This is a genomic window from Belnapia mucosa, assembly GCF_016775475.1.
Lineage (GTDB): Bacteria > Pseudomonadota > Alphaproteobacteria > Acetobacterales > Acetobacteraceae > Belnapia > Belnapia mucosa.
The window spans coordinates 133,771-154,138 of the sequence record NZ_JAEUXJ010000011.1; the positions used below are offsets into that span (position 1 = coordinate 133,771).

Below are 20,368 nucleotides of genomic sequence, written 5' to 3' on the forward strand. Positions count from 1 at the left end.
GAGAACGATATGCGCCGACGCGACCTGGCCGGGCTTGCCGCCCTGGCCACGACCAGCAGCCTTGCCACCCCGGCCCTGGCCCAGGCCGAGGAGCGGCTGCTGCTGGAGCTGAAGGATGGCGGCCAGGTGACCATCCAATTCCTGCCCGATGTGGCGCCGAAGCATGTCGAGCGGATCAAGCTGCTGGTCCGCCGCGGCTTCTATGACGGCACGCCCTTCCACCGAGTGATCGAGGGCTTCATGGCCCAGGGCGGCGACCCGACCGGCACCGGCACCGGCGGCGCGCGGGACTTGCCCGACCTCCCGGCCGAGTTCACCAACAAATACCGCTTCCTGCGCGGCACCTGCGGCATGGCCCGCAGCCAGAGCCCGAACAGCGCGAACAGCCAGTTCTTCATCATGTTCGCCCCGGCGCCGAGCCTCGATGGACAGTATACCATCTGGGGCCGGGTGATCGCCGGGATGGATGCGGTGGACCGCATCAAGCGCGGCGACCAGGCCCGCAACGGCGTCGTGGTCGGGCCGGACAAGCTGATCCGCGCCCGCATCGTCACCGCCTGAACCAGAATCGAAGGAGAATTCCATGAGCGACGAATCCGGCAGCCCCGTCGAGATCCCCGGCGAACCGCCGATCGGCGCCCCCGCCGCCGCCACCCCCGCTGCCGCGCCTGATGCTGCGCTGGAGAATACGCTGATCCTGGAGCTGAAGGACGGCAAGGTGACAATCGAGCTGCGGCCCGATCTGGCGCCGCAGCATGTCGAGCGGATTAAGACCCTGGTCCGCGCCGGCTTCTATGACGGCACGCCCTTCCACCGCGTGATCGAGGGCTTCATGGCCCAGGGCGGCGACCCGTCCGGCACCGGCACGGGCGGCGCCCGCGATGCCGGCCATGCCGACCTGCCGGCCGAATTCTCGCCCCCTGCCAAGGCCCGTTTCGTGCGCGGCACCTGCGGCATGGCGCGGACCAACAATCCGGACAGCGCAAACAGCCAGTTCTTCATCATGTTCGGGCCGGCGCCGAGCCTCGACGGCCAGTACACGATCTGGGGCCGCGTCGTCTCCGGCATGGAGGCCGTGGACAAGATCAAGCGCGGCTCCGGCGGCAATGGAATCGTCCAGGGCCCCGACAAGCTGATCAAGGCGACCATCGCCGCGGATGCCCAGGCCGCGGCCTGAGACTTGACAGACGGGCGTCCCCGGGGTTTTGGGGGCGCCCGCCCTTTCTTGCGGCGCCTGTGAGCCGGTAGCTCAGCTGGTAGAGCACGGGACTTTTAATCTCGTGGCCGTGGGTTCGAATCCCACCCGGCTCACCAGCGCCACCCAGCCTCCGGACCACCGATGATGCCCTCCCTGCCGGCGCTCGCCGCTGGCCTGCTTGCCGGCTTCGTCGGCTTTGCCTCCTCCTTTGCCGTCGTTCTGCAGGGCCTGCGCGCCATGGGTGCCAGTCCGGCGCAGGCGGCCTCGGGCCTGATGGCCCTCTCCATCGCCATGGGGCTTGCGGGCATCACCCTTAGCCTCTGGCGCCGCATGCCGATCAGCGTCGCCTGGTCGACGCCGGGCGCGGCGCTGCTGGCAGCCTCCGCCATGCCGGAGGGCGGGTTTCCGGTGGCGGTTGGCGCCTTCCTCGTCACCGGGGCGCTGCTGGTTCTGGCGGGGCTGTGGCGGCCGCTCGGGCGGCTGGTGGCGGCCATTCCGCCGCCGCTCGCCAATGCCATGCTGGCGGGCGTGCTGCTTGGCCTCTGTCTCGCCCCGGTGCGGGCGGTGGCGGAGGCTCCGGCCATGGGGCTGGCCATCATCCTCGCCTGGGCGGTGGTGGGGCGGGTGAACCGGCTGCTGGCGGTGCCGGCGGCGGTGCTGGTGGCGGGCGGGCTGATCGCGGCGACCATTGCCCTCCCGCCGGGCCTCTGGGCCGCGGCGGGGCCGGTGCCGGATTGGGTGGCGCCGCGCTTCACCCTGGCATCTGCGATCGGCATTGCCCTGCCGCTCTTCATCGTCACCATGGCCTCGCAGAACATCCCTGGCATGGCGGTGCTGAACGCCAATGGCTACCGGCCGCAGCCGGGGCCCCTCTTTGCTGTGACCGGGCTGTTTACCCTGGCCGGGGCGCCGCTCGGCGGGCATGCGGTCAATCTCGCCGCCATCACCGCCGCGCTCTGCGCCAACCCGGAGGCGGAGCCGGACCCGGCCCGGCGCTGGTGGGCGGCGGTGGTTGCGGGTGCGGTCTATGTCGGCTTCGGGCTGCTGGCCGGGGCGGCCGTCGCCTTCGTCGGGGCAGCGCCGCCGGTGCTGATCCAGGCGGTGGCGGGGCTGGCCCTGCTCGGCGCCTTCGGCAGCGCCATCGCCGGGGCGGTCGCGGTGCCGGAGCAGCGCGAGGCGGCGGTCATCACCTTCCTCGTCACCGCCTCGGGCCTGTCCCTGTTCGGCATCAGCGGCGCCTTCTGGGGGCTGCTGGCGGGCGGGGCGATGCTGGCGCTGCATCGCCGGCGGGGTTAGTCGACCCGGATATTCGCCGCCTGCGCCACGCGCTGCCACTTCGCCGATTCGGCGGCGATGGTGGCGGTGAAGTCCTCCGGGCTGGTCCAATGCGCGGCGGCGCCCTGTTCGGCCAGGCCGTCGCGCACCGTCGGGGTCTCGCTCGCCGCCTTCAGCACGGTGGAGAGCCGCGACGCCACCGGCGCCGGCAGGCCAGCCGGGCCGAGCAGGCTGTACCAGTTATCCGCGACCACATCCGGCAGCCCCGCCTCGGCGGTGGTCGCCAGGTTGGGCAGCAGGGTGCTGCGCCGGACACTCGCCAGCGCCAGGGCCCGCATCGCGCCGCTGCGGATATGGGGCAGCACCACGGGCAGATCGGCGAAGAGCAGCTGGATCTGCCCACCCAGCAGATCCGTCACCGCCGGCGCACCGCCGCGATAAGGCACGACGGTGATGTCGAGCCCGGTCTGCAGCCGCAGCATCTCCGCCGCTAGGTGCGAGATGCCGGCGGCCCCCGCGGTGCCGATATTCAGCCGCAGGCCACGGTCCCGGCCACGCGCCAGCAGCCCCGGCAGGTCCTTGACCCCGAGCGAGGGCGTGGCCACCAGCGCCTCCGGCACCAGGGTGAGGATGCTGATCGGGGTGAAGTCGGCCGGCACCCGGTAGGGCACGTTGCTGCTGACATGTGGCAGGATCACCAGTGGCCCGCTGCTGGTCACCACCAGCGCATGGCCATCGGCCGGCGCCTTGGCCACCGCATCCACGCCGATGATCCCGCCCGCGCCGGCCCGATTCTCGATCACCACCGGCTGGCCGAGCATCGCCGACATCGGCTGGGCATAGAGCCGGGCGATGATGTCGTTGGGCCCGCCGGGCGGGTAGGGGATGACGAGGCGGATGGGGCGGGATGGCCAGCCGCCCTGGGCCCGGGCCGCGATGGGCAGGGCACAGGCGGCCGCGAGCAGGTGGCGCCGTTGCATGGGTTTCCTCCGGGGCGTCCTTGCCCCGGATGATGCCCCTCCCGGCGCCGGCCGGGAAGCGCGCGCTACCAGCCCTCGGACGGTGCCTCCTGCGGCCTGCCGTAATAGGGGGAGGCATAGGGGTCCTGGTACTGCTGCTGATACTGGGGTTGCTGGTATTGGTACTGCTGCTGGTACTGGGGCTGGGCGTAGTAGCCCTGCGCCTCCGCCGCGTTCCGCTGGTCGGCCGAATTGCCGATGAGCCCGCCCACCAGCGCGCCCGCGGCCGCGCCGCCCAGGACGGCCCCGCCGCCCCGGCCGACCACCGCGCCCAGCAACCCGCCCGCCGCCGCGCCGGTGACCGCACCGGCCGCCGTGCTGGAGGGTGGCGCGGCATAGTAATAGGGCTCCGGCTGCACCACGCAGCCACCGAGCGGCAGCGCCGCCAGAGCCGCCAGCCAGACGCTCGATCGCATCATCCCTCGCTCTCCGATACACCACCGCAACGCGCCAATGGCGGCAGTAGCTGCATCAGCCATGCTTGAGGCGGCCACCGCATGGCGGCGGCATGGCAGGGGCGTGGCAGCGGCCTCGACAGGGCAGGGCTTCGGCGAAAGAATGCCGGCCTGCAAGGCCCAAGGGGAGCATGGTGGGGGAAGCGGTGCCCGATCCTGAAGCGCCGCCGGCGCGCCTGCTCGCAATCCTTGGCGTCTTCAGCCAGCTCGGCATGGCGAGTTTCGGCGGCGGCCTCGCCGGCTGGATGCACCGGGAGGTAGTGGTGCGGCGCCGCTGGCTGAGCGAGGAGGGATTCCTCGCCGGCCTCGCCCTAGGCCAGGTGCTGCCGGGGCCGAACAGCGTGAATCTCGCCCTCTATATCGGCCAGCAGCTCCGCGGCTTTCCCGGGGCGGCGATGGCCTTCATCGGCATCCTCGGCCCACCCTTCCTGTTCATTCTCGGCCTGGCGCTGCTCTATGGCTGGGGGATGGGGATGGCCGGCTTCGGCGTGGTGCTGGGCGGCGTGGCGGCGGCGGGGCTGGCCAATTCCGTCACCACCGGGCTGCGGACGGCCCGCCACATGCGCGGCCTCTGGCCCTGGGTGATGGCGGGGGCAACCTTCATCGCGGTCGGGCTGCTGCGCTGGCCGATGATCCCGGTCGTGGCGGTGCTGATCCCGGCCAGCATCGGCCTGGCCTGGCTGGGCGGGCGGGCGCGTGGCTGAACGGCTCACCGCCCTGCTGCTGGTCTTCGCGCCGCTCTCCCTGGTCTCGCTCGGCGGCGGGCCCTCGATCTTCGCCGAGATGCAGCGCCAGGCGGTCGAGGTGCATGGCTGGATGACCGAGCGGCAATTCATCGACCTTTTCGCCATCTCCCGCGCTGCGCCGGGGCCCGGATCCCTGATCTGCGCCCTGATTGGCTGGCAGGCGGCGGGCTTCGCGGGAGCGCTGGCCGGGGCGATCGGCCTATATGGGCCGTCCTCCTGCCTGTTGCTGGCGGTTGGCCATTGGTGGCGGCGGCGGGGCGACAGCCCGGTGCGGAAGGTGATCGAGCGCGCGCTGGCGCCGATCGCGGTCGGGCTGATCTTCGCCGGGGTCTATACGCTGGTGCAGGCCGATGGAGCGGGCAGGCTGGAGGTGGCGACGCTCCTCCTCTGCACCCTGGCGCTGCTGCGCGGGGCCAGCCCCTATGCGGTGATGGCGGTGGTGGCGCTGCTCTATGCCGGGTTGCAGCAGGCCGGGATCCTGGTCGGATAGCAGCCTATCTGTCCCCGTTGACACGGGAAGGGGCCGGGCAACAGGATGCGCGGCCTGTCATTGCCAAGAATGAGGAACGCCCATGGCCGAAACGCCCCGTTTCGTCGAGCACGCCCGGGACGGGGATGTGCATGTGCTGCGCATCGCCAATGCCCCCGTCAACACGCTGCGGACGGAGGTGCGGGCCGGGCTTCTCGAGGGGCTGAAGGCCGCCGCCGGGGCCAAGGCCGTCGTCATCATCGGCTCGGGGCGCAATTTCAGCGCCGGCGCCGAGATGACCGAATTCGGCAAGCCGCGGGTGCCGCCCTCGCTGACCGATGTCTTCGATGCGATCGAAGCCTCGCCGGTGCCGGTCGTGGCGGCCATCCATGGCAATGCGCTGGGCGGCGGGCTGGAATTGGCGCTGGCCTGTCATGCGCGCGTCGCGGCGCCGGGCGCGCAGGTCGGGCTGCCGGAGGTGAAGCGCGGCTTCGTCCCCGGCGCCGGCGGCACCCAGCGGCTGCCGCGGCTAATCGGGCTGGAGGCGCTGAAGATCATCGTCGGCGGCGAGCCGGTCAGCGCCGAGCAGGCAGTGAAGCTCGGCTTCGTCGATGCGGTGGTCGACGGGCCGCTGGAGAAGGCGGCGGTGGACTGGACGCGGGCCAATGCCGGGCGCCAGTTCACCCTGGCCCGCAACCGCACCGACAAGATCGCCGGCTATGACGCCGCGGCCTTCGACGCGGCGGTGAAGCCGCTGACGGCACGGACCCGCGGGCAGGAAAGCCCGCTCGGCTGTGTCGAGGCGGTGCGCGCCGCCTTCACCATGCCCTTCGAGGAGGGGCTGAAGGTCGAGCGCGACCAGTTCCAGCGCCTCGTCGCTGGCGAACAGAGCCAAGCGCTGCGCCACATCTTCTTCGGCGAGCGCGAGGCGCAGCGCGTGCCGGACCTGCCGGCGGATGCGAAGGGGCTGACGGTCAACAAGCTGGTCGTCATCGGCGGCGGCACGATGGGCGGCGGCATCGCCATGTCGGCGGCGAATTTCGGCCTGCCGGTGACGATCGTCGAGACCTCGGCGGAGGCGCTGGAGAAGGGGCTGAAGCGTTGCGAAGCCAATTGGGAGCGCACCGTGAAGAGCGGGCGGCTGTCCCAGGCGGAGTATGAGAAGCGCCGCGCGCTGCTCTCCGGCACCACGGAGTTCGAGAAGGCGGTGGGCGAGGCCGACCTCGTCATCGAGGCCGTCTTCGAGAATATGGAGGTGAAGAAGGAGGTCTTCGGGCGGCTCGACAAGGCGGCGCGGCCGGGCGTAGTGCTCGCCTCCAACACCTCGACCCTCGATATCGACGGGATCGCCTCGGCCACCAAGCGGCCCGAGCTCGTTATCGGGATGCATTTCTTCAGCCCAGCCAATGTCATGCGGCTGCTGGAAAATGTCCGCGGTTCGGCGACCAATGCGACCGCCATCGCTACCGCGACCGAGGTCGGCAAGCGGATCGGCAAGCTGCCGGTGCTGGTCGGCAATTGCGACGGCTTCGTCGGCAACCGCATGACCGGCAAGCGCGGCCCGCAGGTGGAGAAGCTGCTGCTCGAGGGCTGCCTGCCGCAGGATATCGACCGCGTCATGGAAGGCTATGGCATGGCCATGGGGCCGCTCGCCACGGGCGACCTCGCCGGCCTCGATATCGGCGCGGCGGTGCGGAAGGCGCGCGGCACGGTGGCGCCGATCGCCGATGCGGTGGTGGCCGCCGGGCGCCTCGGCCAGAAGACCTCCAAGGGCTATTACGACTACGACGAGAACCGCAAGCGCATCCCCTCGAAGGAGGTCGAGCAGATCATCCTCGACACCGCCGAGAAGATGCAGGTCCGCCGCCGCAAGATCGAGGATCAGGAGATCCTGGAGCGGCTGCTGCTGCCGATGGTGAACGAAGGCGCGCGCATCTTGGAGGAAGGCGTCGCCTCCCGCCCCATCGATATCGACGTGATCTTCGTCAATGGCTTCGGCTGGCCGGCCTTCCGCGGCGGCCCGATGTTCTGGGCCGACCGGATGGGGCTGAAGGCGGTGCGCGATAAGCTGGCGCATTACGCCGAGGTGACCGGCGACCGCAACCTGCAGCCCTGCGCCCTGATCGAGAAGCTGGCGACCGAGGGGGGCAGCTTCGCCACCCTCAAGCGCGCCGCCTGACCCTCAAACGACAAGGAGAGACCCGATGGACCTCCGCTTCACCGATGAGGAAATCGCCTTCCGCAAGGAGGTCCGCGATTTCATCGCCAAGGAACTGCCGGCCGAGACGCGGGAGCGGATGATCGCCGGCAAGTCCCCCACCAAGGACCAGGTGGTGGACTGGCAGCGCAAGCTGAACGCCCGCGGCTGGGCCGCGCCGGAATGGCCGAAGGAGGCCGGCGGGCCGGGCTGGACGCTCGCCCAGCGCTATATCTTCCGCGAGGAGCTGCAGCAGGCGCCGGCGCCGTCCCCGCTCGGCTTCAACATCAATATGTGCGGGCCGGTCATCATCGAATTCGGCACCGAGGAGCAGAAGAAGAAATACCTGCCCCGCATGTTGAACCTCGATGATTGGTGGTGCCAGGGCTTCTCCGAGCCGGGCGCCGGCTCCGACCTCGCGGGCCTCAAGACCCGGGCGGTGCGGGAGGGCGACCATTATGTCGTCAACGGTCAGAAGACCTGGACGACGCTCGCCCAGCATGCCGACTGGATCTTCCTCCTCGTCCGCACCGATCCGGCGGCGAAGAAGCAGGAAGGCATCTCCTTCCTGCTCTGCGACATGAAGACGCCCGGGATCACCGTCCGCCCGATCATCACCATCGAGGGCGGGCATGAGGTGAACGAGGTCTTCTTCGATGACGTGAAGATTCCGGCGGAGAACCTCGTCGGCGAGGAGAACAAGGGCTGGGACTGCGCCAAATTCCTGCTGGGCAATGAGCGTTTCGGCCAGGCCCGGGTCGGCGCCTCGCGCGAGCGCATCCGCCGGTTGAAGGTTATTGCCCAGGAAAGCATGGATGGCGGCCGGCCGCTGATGGAGGATCCGGATTTCCGCCGCAAGGTGACGGAGATCGAGGTCGAGCTGAAGGCGCTGGAGATGACCGTCATGCGCGTCATCGCCACCGAGACCAAGCGCAAGGACAAGAAGCCGGACCCCGCGACCTCGGTCCTCAAGATCAAGGGCACCGAGATCCAGCAGATGTGCTCCGAGCTGCTGATGAAGGCGGCTGGCCCTTATGCCTGGGTGGATGGCGACCCGGATGAGGAAGGCGCGAGCAACGATGTGGACGTCGCGCCCGACTGGGCCTTCGGTCTGGCGGGCGTCTACTTCAACTGGCGCAAGCAGAGCATCTATGGCGGGTCGAACGAGATCCAGCGCAACATCATGGCCAAAGCGTTTTTGGGGCTCTGAAGACAGATGGATTTCGACCTGACGGAAGAGCAGCGCCTGCTGCAGGACAGCGTGGCGCGGCTGCTGGGCGACAAATACGGCTTCGAGCAGCGCAAGGCCTATATGAAGGCGGGCGATGGCTGGAGCCGCGAGATCTGGTCGCAATTCGCAGAGCTCGGCCTGCTCGGCCTGCCTTTCGGCGAAGATGAGGGCGGCTTTGGCGGCGGCCCGGTGGAGACCTTGATCGTCGCCGAGCAGATCGGGCGGTACATCACCCTCGAGCCCTGGATGAGCACCGTCGTCATCGGCGGCGGCTTCCTCCGCCACGGCGCCTCGCAGGAGCTGCGCAACGAGCTGGTGCCGCAGGTGGCCTCGGGCGAGATGCTGCTGGCCTTCGCCCAGGTGGAGCGGCAGTCGCGCTATGACCTCTTCGACGTGGCGACGACGGCGAAGCGGGATGGTGATGGTTGGGTCATCAATGGCCGCAAGGGCTATGTGGTGCATGGCGACAGCGCCGACCGGCTGATCGTCACCGCCCGCGTGGCCGGCAGCCAGCGCGACCAGAAGGGCATCGGCGTCTTCCTCGTCGATGCCAAGGGGCCGGGGGTGGAGCGGCGCGGTTACCGCACCGTCGATGGGCAGCGGGCGGCCGAGGTGGAATTCTCCAATGCCCGGGCGCTCGCCGTGCTCGGCAACCCGGAGGACGGGCTGCCGCTGGTCGATCAGGTGGTCGATGAATGCATCGCTGCCCTGGCCGGGGAGGCGGTCGGCGCCATGCAGGCGGTGCATGACATGACCATCGACTACATGAAGACCCGCCAGCAATTCGGCCGGCCGATCGGCAGCTTCCAGGCCCTGCAGCACCGCGCGGCGGATATGCTGGTCGCGCTGGAGCAGGCGCGGTCCATGTCCTATTTCGCCGCCATGTCCGCCGCCGAGCGCAACCCGGAGGAGCGGCGCAAGGCGATGGCCGCGGTGAAGGTGCAGATCGGCCGCTCGGCCCGCTTCGTCGGGCAGCAGAGCGTCCAGCTGCATGGCGGCATCGCCATGACCATCGAATACGCCGCCGGCCACTATTTCAAGCGGCTGACGGTGAATGACGCGATGTTCGGCGATGCCGATCATTACGTCCGCTACCTGTCCGAAAGCGGCGGCTTGGTCGCCGCCGCCTGAATGTTCGCGGGCCCCTGCCGAGACGTCTCGGCAGGGGCGCCGTGACGACCCTCCCCGCGGGGCTGGGAGGCGAAGACGCCCTATCTGCGCTATCTGGAGGTGAAGGGGGCGAAAAGGGCCGAAATCCGTTTGCACAATAACGGATATTGCGGTTCCATATCGCCTTCGCAGTCGCAGCGAGACCGGGGGCAGCAATGACGGGACGGGCGATCGGGCGCCGCCAGATTCTGGCGGGCGCCGGGGTGGCGGCATTGGCAGCGCCGAATCTGGCGCGAGCCCAGGCCACGCCGATCCGCATTGGCGAGATCAACAGCTACACCGCCCAGCCTGCCTTCCTGCAGCCCTACCGCAATGCCTGGATCCTGGCGCAGGAACAGGTGAATGCCGCAGGCGGCATTAACGGCCGTCCGATCGAGACCATCTTCCGCGACGATGCCGGCAAGCCGGAGGATGCCGTGCGCCTCGCCGGCGAACTGGTGAATGCCGAGCGCGTCTCGCTGCTGGCCGGCGGGTTCCTGTCGAATATCGGGCTGGCGCTGGCGGATTTCGCCAACCAGAACCGCCGCCTCTTCGTCGCCTCCGAGCCGCTGACCGACGCCTTGGTCTGGAGCCGAGGCAACCGCTACACCTTCCGCCTCCGCGCCAGCACCTATATGCAATCCGCCATGCTGGTGGAGGAAGCAGCGAAGCTGCCCGCCAAGCGCTGGGCCACCGTCGCGCCGAATTATGAATACGGCCAATCCGCCGTGCGCTGGTTCAAGGAACTGCTGACCCGCGCCAAGCCGGGCGTCGAATTCGTCGCCGAGCAATTCCCCGCCCTCGGCCGCATTGATGCCGGCGCCACCGTCCAGGCCCTCGCCGCCGCCAATCCGGAGGCGATCTTCAACGTCACCTTCGGCGCCGACCTGACCAATTTCGTCCGCCAGGGCTCGACCCGCGGCCTGTTCGAACGGCGCCGGGTGGTCTCCCTGCTGACCGGGGAGCCGGAATATCTCGACCCGCTGGGGGATGAGGCGCCGGAGGGCTGGATCGTCACCGGCTACCCGTGGGAACAGATCGACACGCCCAGCCATACCCCCTTCCGCGAGGCCTATCGCAAGCGCTGGAACGACTATCCGCGGCTCGGCAGCGTGGTCGGCTATGACACCGTGATGGCGATCGCGGCGCTGCTGAAGAAGACGCCCTCGACCGAGACCGAGGCGATGGTCGATGCCATGGCCGGGCTGCAATTCAACTCGGTCTTCGGCCCTATCGAGTTCCGCGCCATCGATCATCAATCCACCATGGGCGCCTTTGTCGGCCGCACGGTGCTGAAGAACGGCAAGGGCGCCATGGCCGACTGGCGCTACGCCGATGGCAAGGACTACCTGCCCTCGGACGATGTTGTGCGGACGCTGCGGCCCCAGGCCTGACCGCCGCACCTTGGAGAACCTTCTGCTCCAGGCGCTCAGCGGCCTGGCGAGCGCCTCGTCGCTCTTCCTCGTGGCCTCCGGGCTGACCGTCATTTTCGGGGTCAGCCGGGTGGTCAATTTCGCCCATGGCTCGCTCTACATGCTGGGCGCCTATCTGGCCTTCACCCTCGTCACGCAACTGCCGCGCGGCCATCTCGGCTTCTGGGGCGGGGTGGTCGGGGCGGCGATCATCGTCGGGCTGATCGGCGTAGTGGTGGAGGTGCTGCTGCTGCGCCGCATCTATCGCGCGCCGGAGCTGTTCCAGCTGCTCGCCACCTTCGGCGTGGTGCTGATCGTGCAGGACCTGGCGCTGATGACCTGGGGCGCGCAGGACCTGCTCGGCCCGCGCGCGCCGGGGCTGCGCGGCAGCACGGAAATCCTCGGCCTTCGCTTCCCGCTCTATGAGCTGTTCCTGATCGGTGTCGGGCCGGTGGTTCTCGGCCTGCTCTGGCTGCTGTTCCATCGCACGCGCTGGGGCACGCTGGTCCGGGCGGCGACCCAGGACCGGGAGATGGTGGGCGCGCTCGGCGTCAATCAGCGGATGCTCTTCACCTCGGTCTTCTTCCTCGGCAGCCTGCTCGCCGGCCTCGGCGGTGCGCTGCAATTGCCGCGGGAGAGCGTCAACCTGCATATGGATCTCTCCATCATCACCGAGGCCTTCGTGGTGGTGGTGGTGGGCGGGCTCGGCAGCCTTTCGGGCGCCGCGCTGGCGGCGCTGCTGATCGGGGAGCTGCATGCCTTCGGCATCCTGGTCCTGCCGAAGATCACGCTGGTGCTCGTCTTCCTGGTGATGGCGCTGGTGCTGGTGGTGCGGCCGCACGGGCTGCTCGGCAAGCCGGAAGCGGCGGCGCGGGGCGGGCAGGGGAGCGCGGCGCCGCTGATCGGCCCGGCGCCGCCGGCGCTGCGCCGACTGGGGCTTGCGGCGCTGGCCGTTGCGGTCCTGCTGCCGCCCTTCCTCGGCGATTATGCGCTCTCGGTGTTGACGGAGATGGCGATCCTCGTCCTCTTCGCCGCCAGCCTGCACCTCATCATGGGGCCGGGCGGCATGGCGAGCTTCGGCCATGCGGCCTATTTCGGCCTCGGCGCCTATGGAGCGGCGCTGGCGGGGCAATGGCTCGGGGCACCGATGCTGGCGGGGCTGGCGCTGGCGCCGCTGGCGGCGGGTATCTTCGGCCTGGTCTTCGGCTTCTTCTGCGTGCGGCTGTCCGGCGTCTATGCCGCCATGCTGACCCTCGCCTTCGCCCAGATCGCCTGGTCGGTCGCCTTTCAGTGGGTGGAGCTGACCGGTGGCGACAACGGCATCCTGGGCGTCTGGCCGGATCGTTGGGCGGCGCCCAAGCTGGTCTATTACTACCTTGCCCTGGTCCTCTGCCTCGGGGCGACGCTGCTGCTGCGACGGGTCATTCATGCGCCCTTCGGCTATGCGCTGCGGGCGCAGCGGGACAGCACCCTGCGGGCCGAGGCGATCGGCATCGATGCCTTCCGCATCCGCTGGCTGGGCTTCGGCCTGGCAGCCGCGGCGGCGGGCATCGCCGGCGGACTCTTCGCCTATGCCAAGGGCAGCGTCTTCCCGACCTATATGGACATCCCGCGCAGCGTCGATGCGTTGCTGATGGTGCTGCTGGGCGGGGTGCACACCCTCTCCGGCCCGATTGTCGGTGCGCTCGCCCTGACCGGCTTGCAGGAACAGCTGGTGCGGATCACCGATTACTGGCGGCTGGTCCTCGGCAGCATCATCGTGCTGCTTGTACTGTTCTTCCCCCAAGGCCTCGCCGGCGCGGCCCGGGCAAGGTGGGAGGCGCGCCATGGCGACGCTTGAGGTCGCGGGGCTGGAGAAGAGCTTCGGCGGCGTGCGCGCCGTGCAGGGTGTCTCCTTCGCCGTGCATCCGGGCGAGATGCTGGCGCTGATCGGGCCGAACGGCGCCGGGAAATCCACCTGCTTCAACATGCTGAATGGCCAGCTGCGGCCGGATGCTGGGACGGTGCGGCTGCTGGGCCGCGAGATCACCGGCCTTGCGCCGCGCCAGGTCTGGCGGCTCGGCGTCGGGCGGACCTTCCAGATCACCGCGACCTTCGGCTCCATGACGGTGCTGGAGAATGTGCAGATGGCGCTGCTCTCGCACCACCGACGCCTCGGCGGGCTGTGGCGGCCGGTGGCGCGGCTGGATGCGGCGCCAGCGCGGGCGCTGCTCGGGCGGCTGGGCATGGCGGACCAGGCGGAGCGGCCCTGCGGCATCCTGGCCTATGGCGATCTGAAGCGGGTCGAACTCGCCATTGCCCTCGCCAATGAACCGAAGCTGCTGCTGATGGACGAGCCGACCGCGGGCATGGCACCGCAGGAGCGCGTCGCGCTGATGGCGCTGACCGCCGAGATCGCGCGGGAGAGCGGCATCGCCGTGCTCTTCACCGAGCATGACATGGACGTCGTCTTCAGCCATGCCGACCGCATCCTGGTGCTCGACCGCGGCCGCCTGATCGCCGAGGGGGCGCCGGCCGCGGTCCGCGCGGACCCGAATGTGCGGGAAGTCTATCTCGGCTCCGGCGCGGTGACGGGGGCGCATTGATGCTGAGCGTGTCCGGCCTCTCGGCCTATTACGGCCGCGCGCAAATCCTCGACGATGTCGCGCTCGAGGTCGGGGCGGGCGAGGTGGTGGTGCTGCTCGGGCGCAATGGCGCGGGCAAGAGCACGACCATGAAGGCGATCATGGGCCTGGTGCCGCCCGCTGCCGGCAGCGTCCGCTTCGACGGCGCCGAGATCGCGGGACGGGAGCCCTTCGAGATCGCCCGGCGCGGCCTGGGCTACGTCCCGGAGGAGCGGCGCATATTCACCGAGCTTTCGGTGCTGGAGAATCTGGAGGTCGGCCGCCGCCCGGCGACGGCGGCGCTGCGGCCCTGGACGCCGGAGCGGCTCTTCGCCCTCTTCCCCAGCCTCGGTTCCATGCAGGACCGGCCGGGCGGGCGGATGAGTGGTGGCGAGCAGCAGATGCTGACCATCGCCCGCACGCTGATGGGCAATCCGAAGCTGATCCTGCTGGACGAGCCGAGCGAGGGCCTGGCGCCCGTTATCATCGAGCGCATGGCGGAAGCGATCCGGGCACTGAAGGCGGAGGGGCTTTCCATCCTGCTCTCCGAGCAGAACCTGCATTTCGCCCAAGCGGTCAGCGACCGGGCGACCATCATCGAGAAGGGCCGCATCCGCTGGAGCGGGACAATCCCCGAGCTCCTCGCCGCCGATGAGGTCAGGGAGCAGTATCTGTCGGTCTAGCCAGCAGGCCGGGCGTGCCGACCACGCGGATCCGCTCACCCAGCACCAGCGCCGCACCCTCGATCAGCCCGGCCGAGAGCAGCGCCTCGGCCCGCGCCTCGCCGGCATCGAGCGCCGCCTCCGCCACCGCCTCCGGCAGCGGGCCGACCCCGGTCGTGACCAGCCGGTCGCCGAGATCGCTGTCCGGATCGAGCGAGGCGGCGGGGGTGCGGCGGATGGCCGGATGCTCCGCATCCACCGCATTGGCGATGACGGTCGCCGCCGCATCCGCCGCGGCGGCGCTGGCCGCCAGCACCGTCACCGCATCGGCGATGCCGAGGGAGAAGCTCCGTCCAGGCCAGCCGCTGGTGGCGATGCCGCGCACCGGATCCTCGGCGCGAATGCGGATCAACGCTTCCGGCACCGCGCGCGCCAGATGCGGCACGACGCCGATCCGCAGCGAGGCGCCGGCGGCGAGGTAAAGCGCGATATCACCGCCATTATTCACATGCGCCGCCATCAGCCCGGGCGTGTCGGCCAAGGCTGCCAGCACTTCCTCCGCCACGGCCCCGGCAACGGCCGCCATCGGGGTGATGAAGCCGGCGCGGAAGGGCCAGACGGCGGCAGCCATCCGGCGGGCGACGGGGCCGCTGAAGGCCGGCCGGTCCGGTCCGATCGGCGCACGCAGCAGCGGCAGTTCGGCGACCAGTCCAGCGAGCAGTCCCTCGAAGGCGGCGCGGGCCCGGGTGGCGGCCTCGGCGATGGCGGCGCGCGTTCCCTCCAGCCCGATCACCAGGTCGATCGGGCCTTCCTGCAAGTGCAGCCGCCCATCTGGGAGAGCGGCGGCTAGGGCGCCGGCCATGGGTTGGCCCCCATCCAGGCTTCCTGCCGTGCCGCATCGCCATACTCGGCCAGCAGCAGCTCCAGCGGCAGCGCATGCTCCACATGCCCGCCGAGCCGGGCATAGAGATCGGCCCGCAAGGTGAATTCGATAGGCGCGACCAGGGCGGGCGTCGGGACGTAACCGAAGGCGCCATCCGGCACCCGCAGCACATCCGCCATGACCGTGATGCCGCCACCGGGCCAGAGGGTGCAGGGCGCCCCGCCGATGGTGACGCGCACCAGCGACTTCTGCACCTCCCGCGTCAGCAGCACCGGATTTTCGGTGACGCCCGCCCGCAGCGAGCCGCCGGCACCGGCCATGAACAGGATGGAGGTCAGCGCCGGTTCGCAATTCTCGCCGATCCGCTCGACGGTCTTCAGCACCGCGGGCGGCGTCGCCACCGGCATCGGACGCAGCGCCTCGTCCAGCTCGACATAGAGGTGGTCCTCGCCGGTGGTGCTGGTCAGCAGCAGGCGGAGGCCGGGCCAGGCGGTCTTCGGGTCGATGCTCTCGATGACGGCGAGCGGATCTTCGATATCCGTCCCGCCCCAGCCCTTGCCCGGATGCGCCACCTGGAAATACCGGCCCGGAGTCGAGCGCCGCCCGCGCACGCGGATGCCGGTCGGCGAGACACCGAGGCATTTCCCCGCCTGATGCTCGGACAGCACGCCGGTGATGTGGTCGTCGACCACGATCACCTCATCCACATGGCCATGCCATTGCTGGGCGAAGATGCCGATGGCGGCGCTGCCGCAGCCGACGCGCATGCGCTGCTCCGGCACGCCATCGACGATGGGGGCGGTGCCGGCCTGCAGCATCAGCCGGGCGCCGCCATCCACCTGCACCTCGACCGCCTGCTTGTTGCAGAGGGCCAGCATGGCGGCGCAGGTGACATTGCCCTCGCGCTTCGAGCCGCCCGTCAGGTGCCGCACGCCGCCGAGGCTCAGCATCTGGCTGCCATATTCGGCGGTGGTGACATGGCCGATCTGCTCGCCATCGACGCGTACGGCCGCGGTCTCTGGGCCAAGGTGCCGGTCTGTGTCGATCTTCACCTTCAGCCCGCAATAGCTGAAGATTCCCTCGGTCACGACGGTGACGGTATCGACGCCCGCATGGCGGGAGCCGACAATGAAGGGCGCCGGCTTGTAGTCGGGATAGGTGGTGCCGGCGCCGATGGCGGTGACGAAGACGTCTCCGCGCGGCGTCAGGCCGCCGGCCCAATCCTCCGAGCCTTCGAGGAAGGGCACCGTCTCGCCGCCTGCCTCCACCGTGCGCTGCATCAGCACCAGCGGATCGGTGCGGACCAACGCGCCGTCCTGGTTGGCATAGCGGCTGCAGGCGCCGCTGCGGCCAGGGCGGATGCGGCAGAGCACGGGGCAGGCATCGCAGCGGACGATGCCCTCATTGCCCTCGCGGGCGCCGAAGATGGCGGTGCGGTCGGTGCTCATCCTGCGCCTTCCTTGCGGCGGATCGCCTCGAGAACGCGATGGGGCAAGGCGGGGATGCGGTTGATCTCCGCCCCCGTCGCGTCGCGGATGGCGGAGAAGATGGCCGGCGCGGTCGGGACCAGGGCCGGCTCGCCGATGCCCTTGGCGCCATAGGGGCCGAGCGGCTCGGGATCCTCGATCAGGATGCTCTCGATCGCAGGCACGTCGCCAACGGTCGGGATCAGGTAGTCGTGCAGGTTCTCGGTCCGGCCGGGGAGGTATTCCTCCATCAGCGCGAGGCCGATGCCCTGGGCAATGCCGCCCTCGATCTGCCCCTCGACCAGCAGCGGGTTGATGGCGCGGCCGACATCATGCGCGGCGACAATGCGCTTCAGCCGGATGGTGCCGAGCTCGGTATCCACCGCCAGCGCCGCGATCTGGGCGGCGAAGCCATAGGTCGCATAGGGCACGCCCTGGCCATCGGCATCGAGCGGCACGGTCGGCGGATCGAAGCGGCCGAGCCCTTCCAGCGGTGCCTCGAGATGCAGCGGGCGGCCATCGACGGTCAGCATGCCATCCGAGAGCGCCAGCCGCCCCTCCGGCCCCGCATTGGCGCGGAGCAGGATGGCGTCGCGGAGCGCCAGCCCTGCCTCCATCGCCGCCCGGCCACTGACGAAGGTCTGGCGGGAGGCGCTGGTCTTGCCGGCATCGGCCGTCAGGTCGGTATCGCCCAGCACAAGGGCGAAGGCGCTGGCGGGCAGGCCGAGCGCATCGGCCGCGATCTGCAGCAGCACGGTGGTGCTGCCCTGGCCGATATCGACCGCGCCATTGTGGAAAGCGAGGCGCCCGCCCGGCTCCAGCGTGATCCGCATGGTGGAGGGGTTGGACATGCCGGTATTGCCGATGCCGTACCACATGCAGGCGATGCCGACGCCATGGCGCAGCGGCCCGCCCGCCGCATTCTCTGCCGCCGCCTCTTCCCGCAGCGCGGCCCAGCGTGGCCGCAGCGCCTCGAGGCAGGCGGGCAGGCCCGCGGAGGCGGCGATCACCTGGCCGGTCGCTGTCGCATCGCCGGCGCGGAGCGCGTTGATGAGGCGGAATTCCAGCCGGTCGATCCCGGCGGCATCGGCCAGCCGGTCCCAGAGCGCTTCCTGCGCGATGGCGGCCTGGGGCACGCCGAAGCCGCGGAAGGCGCCGGAGGGCGGGTTGTTGGTCAGCACCGCCCGCGCCCGGCTCCGCACATGCGGCACGCGGTAGGGGCCGGTGGAATGTGCCGGCACGCGCCCGGCCACGGTCGGCCCCCAGCTGGCATAGGCGCCGGTGTCGTAGATGCCCTCGAATTCCAGCGCGGTCAGCCGCCCTTCCGCATCGCAGCCGGCACGGGCCTCGATGCGGGCCGGGTGGCGCTTGGTGCTGCTGGCCATGCTCTCGCTGCGGGACCAAGTGGCGCGCACGGAGCGGCGCAGCAGCCAGGCGGCGATGGCGAGCATCGGCTGCACCGCCACATCCAGCTTGCCGCCGAAACCGCCGCCGCAGGCCGTGGGCACGATCCGCACGGCGGCATGCGGCAGGCCGAGCACGCCGGCCACCTCCTCCAGATCCATGTAGGGGGCCTGGGTCGAGGCGAAGACCTCGATCCGATCGCCGACCCGACGCGCCCAGCCGGCCTCGGGCTCGACATAGGCATGTTCGACGAAGCTGGTTTGCCAGCGGCCTTCGGCGACATGCACGCTCGCGGCGAGCGCCGCCGCCGCATCGCCACGGCGGACGCGGCCGGTGGTGAGCACATTGTCGGGCCAGCGTTCATGCAGGGCAGGCGCCCCTTCGGCCAGGGCGGCGCCGGGCTCGGCGAGGGGCGGCAGCACCTCCCAGTCCAGCGGCAGCTCCTCGACCCTCACCGCCTCCACCGCTTCCCGCGTCCCGACCAGGGCGCAGACGACATCGCCGCGATAGCGCACGAGGCCTTCGGCGAAGACGGCCTGGTCCTTGATGTCGGGATAGATGCCGTAGCCGTTCCGCCCGGGCACATCGGCAGCGGCCAGCACCCGTTCCAGCCCGGGATGCCGCGCCAGCAGCGGCGCGGTGTCGCCCAGGGTGAAGCGCGCATGGGCATGCGGGCTGCGAACGGGCCGCAGCCAGAGCGCATCCGCCGGCGCCGCATCGGCACCATAGGCCTCGCGCCCGTCCAGCTTCGGCCAGCCATCCGCCCGGCCCATCCGGGCGCCCACGGCCTGGCCGGCCTCAGGCAGGGGCGCCGCAGGCGCGTCCAGGAAGCGATGCGCCTCCATCACCGCCGTGACGATCTTGCGGTAGCCGGTGCAACGGCAGAGCACGCCGCCGAGCGCCGCCATCACCTGCGCCTCTGCCGGCCGGGGCGAAGCTTGCAGCACCTCCATCGCCGCCATCAGCATCCCCGGCGTGCAATAGCCGCATTGCGCCGCGCCATGCGCCTGGAAGGCATGTTGCAGGGCGGCACCCATGGGATCGGCGGCCAGACCTTCCACCGTCTGCACCCGCGCGCCTTCGGCCTGGCCGAGAGGGACGAGGCAGGCGCAGACCTGGGCGCCATCGACCAGCACGGTGCAGGCGCCGCAATCCCCGGCATCGCAGCCGATCTTGGTCCCGGTCAGGCCCAACCCATCACGCAACACGGTGCTGAGCCGTGCCTCGGGCGGCGCCGCCACCACCTGTTCGGCGCCATTGACGATCAGCCGGGTCATGCCGCCACCTCCATCGCCGGGGTGGCGAGCCGCGCCAGCAGCCGCCGCAGCAGCACTGCCGCCGCCTCGCGCCGGTACTCAGCCGTCGCCCGAACATCATCGATCGGGCTGAGCGCCGCCAGATGCGCCGGCGCCACCGCCTTGGCCGCCTCCGCCAAGGTCAGGCCTTCCAGCGCCACCTCCAGCTCCGGCAAGCGCAGCGCGACCGGCGAGCAGGCGCCGAGAGCGATTCGGGCGCGGTGGATGCGCCCATCCTCCGCCTCGATCACCGCCGCTGCCATGACGATGGAGATGACGAGGTAGCTGCGCGCCCCGAGCTTTTCGAACCCCGCCCGTGCCGCCGGCGCCGCATGGGGGATCAGCAGGGCAGTGGCGATCTCATCCGGCGCCAGCGCCGTCCGCCGGTTGCCAAGGATGAATTCCGGCAACGCCAGCCGCCGCAGCCCGCGCGGGCTTGCCAGCTCGATCGCCGCATCCAGCGCCAGCAGCGGCGGCACGCCATCGGCGGCGGGGGAGGCGTTGCAGAGATTGCCGACCAGCGTCGCCCGGTTCTGCACCTGGGCGCCGCCGACCTGCGTGGCCGCTTCCTGCAAGGCACGGAAGGCTGGGGGCAGCGCGGAGTCGCGGATCGCGGCCCAGGTCACACGGGCGCCGATCCGCCAATGGTCGCCGCGATCCTCCAGCCCCGCCAGTTCCGGCAGGCCAGAGAGGTCGAGCACGGGCCGGCGCTCCTGGCGCATCCAGGCCTCGGCCGCGGCGCGGGCGGGGTAGAGATCGGTCCCGCCCGCCAGCAGCAGCGGCGGCGCCGGGGCGGCGGCCAGCAGGGCCAGCGCCTCGGCCAGGCTTCCGGGTCTGCGATAGGCTTCCATCCGCCCCGCCACTCGTTATGACGCTAACGAGTTTAGGGGCCGTCCCGGCCCGG

Annotated in this window: 18 protein-coding genes and 1 tRNA gene; 13 read left to right on the plus strand and 6 right to left on the minus strand. The window is 70.5% G+C overall.

Translation table 11 applies throughout. The features are described from left to right. The first annotated feature begins 9 nt into the window (after positions 1 to 9). From JMJ55_RS21960 to JMJ55_RS21975, 4 genes are all read left to right on the plus strand, one after another. The gene (locus tag JMJ55_RS21960) at positions 10 to 561 is read left to right on the plus strand and encodes a peptidylprolyl isomerase (RefSeq protein WP_202827744.1); all 552 of its coding nucleotides are present in this window, start codon (positions 10 to 12) and stop codon (positions 559 to 561) included. A gap of 22 nt (positions 562 to 583) precedes the next feature. Beyond that, positions 584 to 1,177, plus strand: coding sequence for a peptidylprolyl isomerase (locus JMJ55_RS21965; RefSeq protein ID WP_202827745.1), 594 nt, complete (start codon positions 584 to 586; stop codon positions 1,175 to 1,177). A 61-nt stretch (positions 1,178 to 1,238) separates the two neighbouring features. Beyond that, positions 1,239 to 1,314, plus strand: a tRNA-Lys gene (locus JMJ55_RS21970). Between the two features lie 25 nt (positions 1,315 to 1,339). Further along, on the plus strand, positions 1,340 to 2,494 hold the full coding sequence (locus JMJ55_RS21975) for a benzoate/H(+) symporter BenE family transporter (RefSeq protein ID WP_202827746.1): 1,155 nt from the start codon (positions 1,340 to 1,342) through the stop codon (positions 2,492 to 2,494). On the opposite strand, the gene JMJ55_RS21980 is transcribed toward JMJ55_RS21975, so the two are convergent. Together JMJ55_RS21980 and JMJ55_RS21985 are read right to left on the minus strand one after the other, a co-directional pair. Next, the gene (locus tag JMJ55_RS21980; RefSeq protein WP_202827747.1) at positions 2,491 to 3,453 is read right to left on the minus strand and encodes a Bug family tripartite tricarboxylate transporter substrate binding protein; all 963 of its coding nucleotides are present in this window, start codon (positions 3,451 to 3,453) and stop codon (positions 2,491 to 2,493) included. The two genes, JMJ55_RS21975 and JMJ55_RS21980, sit on opposite strands and share 4 nt — an antisense overlap. Positions 3,454 to 3,518: 65 nt before the next feature. Continuing rightward, the gene (locus JMJ55_RS21985) at positions 3,519 to 3,911 is read right to left on the minus strand and encodes a glycine zipper domain-containing protein (RefSeq protein ID WP_202827748.1); all 393 of its coding nucleotides are present in this window, start codon (positions 3,909 to 3,911) and stop codon (positions 3,519 to 3,521) included. A 182-nt stretch (positions 3,912 to 4,093) separates the two neighbouring features. Here JMJ55_RS21985 and JMJ55_RS21990 point away from each other — a divergent pair, with 182 nt between their 5' ends. From JMJ55_RS21990 to JMJ55_RS22030, 9 genes are all read left to right on the plus strand, one after another. Next, on the plus strand, positions 4,094 to 4,651 hold the full coding sequence (locus JMJ55_RS21990; protein WP_202827749.1) for a chromate transporter: 558 nt from the start codon (positions 4,094 to 4,096) through the stop codon (positions 4,649 to 4,651). Continuing rightward, a complete protein-coding gene (locus JMJ55_RS21995) occupies positions 4,644 to 5,183 on the plus strand; it encodes a chromate transporter (protein WP_202827750.1) in 540 nt (179 codons plus the stop codon). Before JMJ55_RS21990 ends, JMJ55_RS21995 begins: the two co-directional genes overlap by 8 nt. Before the next feature lie 82 nt (positions 5,184 to 5,265). After that, positions 5,266 to 7,341 (plus strand): 3-hydroxyacyl-CoA dehydrogenase NAD-binding domain-containing protein, encoded by a 2,076-nt coding sequence (locus tag JMJ55_RS22000; protein WP_202827751.1) that lies wholly within the window; start codon positions 5,266 to 5,268, stop codon positions 7,339 to 7,341. A gap of 25 nt (positions 7,342 to 7,366) precedes the next feature. Further along, positions 7,367 to 8,569 carry an acyl-CoA dehydrogenase family protein gene (locus tag JMJ55_RS22005; RefSeq protein ID WP_202827752.1) on the plus strand — a complete coding sequence of 401 codons (1,203 nt, stop codon included), beginning with the start codon at positions 7,367 to 7,369 and terminating at the stop codon, positions 8,567 to 8,569. 6 nt (positions 8,570 to 8,575) lie between these two features. Further along, positions 8,576 to 9,721 (plus strand): acyl-CoA dehydrogenase family protein, encoded by a 1,146-nt coding sequence (locus JMJ55_RS22010; RefSeq protein ID WP_202827753.1) that lies wholly within the window; start codon positions 8,576 to 8,578, stop codon positions 9,719 to 9,721. A gap of 194 nt (positions 9,722 to 9,915) precedes the next feature. Then, entirely contained in the window at positions 9,916 to 11,133 is a 1,218-nt protein-coding gene (locus JMJ55_RS22015) for an ABC transporter substrate-binding protein (protein WP_202827754.1), read from the plus strand. Between the two features lie 10 nt (positions 11,134 to 11,143). Next, entirely contained in the window at positions 11,144 to 12,991 is a 1,848-nt protein-coding gene (locus JMJ55_RS22020; protein WP_202827755.1) for an ABC transporter permease, read from the plus strand. After that, complete coding sequence (locus tag JMJ55_RS22025; protein WP_202827756.1) at positions 12,978 to 13,736, plus strand: ABC transporter ATP-binding protein; 759 nt, start codon at positions 12,978 to 12,980, stop codon at positions 13,734 to 13,736. Before JMJ55_RS22020 ends, JMJ55_RS22025 begins: the two co-directional genes overlap by 14 nt. Beyond that, complete coding sequence (locus JMJ55_RS22030) at positions 13,736 to 14,437, plus strand: ABC transporter ATP-binding protein (RefSeq protein ID WP_202827757.1); 702 nt, start codon at positions 13,736 to 13,738, stop codon at positions 14,435 to 14,437. The genes JMJ55_RS22025 and JMJ55_RS22030 overlap by 1 nt, the downstream gene beginning before the upstream one ends. On the opposite strand, the gene JMJ55_RS22035 is transcribed toward JMJ55_RS22030, so the two are convergent. The 4 genes from JMJ55_RS22035 to JMJ55_RS22050 are packed head-to-tail and all read right to left on the minus strand — an operon-like array spanning position 14,412 to position 20,315. Continuing rightward, positions 14,412 to 15,278: a UPF0280 family protein gene (locus JMJ55_RS22035; RefSeq protein WP_202827758.1), complete on the minus strand. Its 867-nt coding sequence runs from the start codon at positions 15,276 to 15,278 to the stop codon at positions 14,412 to 14,414. The genes JMJ55_RS22030 and JMJ55_RS22035 overlap by 26 nt on opposite strands. After that, a complete protein-coding gene (locus JMJ55_RS22040) occupies positions 15,263 to 16,747 on the minus strand; it encodes a 6-hydroxynicotinate reductase (protein WP_202827759.1) in 1,485 nt (494 codons plus the stop codon). Before JMJ55_RS22040 ends, JMJ55_RS22035 begins: the two co-directional genes overlap by 16 nt. Beyond that, positions 16,744 to 19,446 (minus strand): molybdopterin-dependent oxidoreductase, encoded by a 2,703-nt coding sequence (locus JMJ55_RS22045; protein ID WP_202827760.1) that lies wholly within the window; start codon positions 19,444 to 19,446, stop codon positions 16,744 to 16,746. The genes JMJ55_RS22040 and JMJ55_RS22045 overlap by 4 nt, the downstream gene beginning before the upstream one ends. After that, positions 19,443 to 20,315, minus strand: a complete 873-nt coding sequence (locus JMJ55_RS22050) for an FAD binding domain-containing protein (protein ID WP_202827761.1) — start codon at positions 20,313 to 20,315, stop codon at positions 19,443 to 19,445. Before JMJ55_RS22050 ends, JMJ55_RS22045 begins: the two co-directional genes overlap by 4 nt. Positions 20,316 to 20,368 lie beyond the last annotated feature (53 nt).

What these genes read in the sequence shown, in the direction of transcription:
- JMJ55_RS22000 (WP_202827751.1), top strand. Translation starts at nt 5,266, where the DNA reads ATGGCCGAAACGCCCCGTTTCGTCGAGCACGCCCGGGACGGGGATGTG.
- JMJ55_RS22030 (WP_202827757.1), top strand. Translation starts at nt 13,736, where the DNA reads ATGCTGAGCGTGTCCGGCCTCTCGGCCTATTACGGCCGCGCGCAAATC.
- JMJ55_RS22050 (WP_202827761.1), bottom strand. Translation starts at nt 20,315, where the DNA reads ATGGAAGCCTATCGCAGACCCGGAAGCCTGGCCGAGGCGCTGGCCCTG.
- JMJ55_RS22040 (WP_202827759.1), bottom strand. Translation starts at nt 16,747, where the DNA reads ATGAGCACCGACCGCACCGCCATCTTCGGCGCCCGCGAGGGCAATGAG.
- JMJ55_RS22035 (WP_202827758.1), bottom strand. Translation starts at nt 15,278, where the DNA reads ATGGCCGGCGCCCTAGCCGCCGCTCTCCCAGATGGGCGGCTGCACTTG.
- JMJ55_RS21980 (WP_202827747.1), bottom strand. Translation starts at nt 3,453, where the DNA reads ATGCAACGGCGCCACCTGCTCGCGGCCGCCTGTGCCCTGCCCATCGCG.
- JMJ55_RS22015 (WP_202827754.1), top strand. Translation starts at nt 9,916, where the DNA reads ATGACGGGACGGGCGATCGGGCGCCGCCAGATTCTGGCGGGCGCCGGG.
- JMJ55_RS22045 (WP_202827760.1), bottom strand. Translation starts at nt 19,446, where the DNA reads ATGACCCGGCTGATCGTCAATGGCGCCGAACAGGTGGTGGCGGCGCCG.
- JMJ55_RS21965 (WP_202827745.1), top strand. Translation starts at nt 584, where the DNA reads ATGAGCGACGAATCCGGCAGCCCCGTCGAGATCCCCGGCGAACCGCCG.
- JMJ55_RS22010 (WP_202827753.1), top strand. Translation starts at nt 8,576, where the DNA reads ATGGATTTCGACCTGACGGAAGAGCAGCGCCTGCTGCAGGACAGCGTG.
- JMJ55_RS21960 (WP_202827744.1), top strand. Translation starts at nt 10, where the DNA reads ATGCGCCGACGCGACCTGGCCGGGCTTGCCGCCCTGGCCACGACCAGC.
- JMJ55_RS22005 (WP_202827752.1), top strand. Translation starts at nt 7,367, where the DNA reads ATGGACCTCCGCTTCACCGATGAGGAAATCGCCTTCCGCAAGGAGGTC.
- JMJ55_RS21985 (WP_202827748.1), bottom strand. Translation starts at nt 3,911, where the DNA reads ATGATGCGATCGAGCGTCTGGCTGGCGGCTCTGGCGGCGCTGCCGCTC.
- JMJ55_RS22025 (WP_202827756.1), top strand. Translation starts at nt 12,978, where the DNA reads ATGGCGACGCTTGAGGTCGCGGGGCTGGAGAAGAGCTTCGGCGGCGTG.
- JMJ55_RS21975 (WP_202827746.1), top strand. Translation starts at nt 1,340, where the DNA reads ATGATGCCCTCCCTGCCGGCGCTCGCCGCTGGCCTGCTTGCCGGCTTC.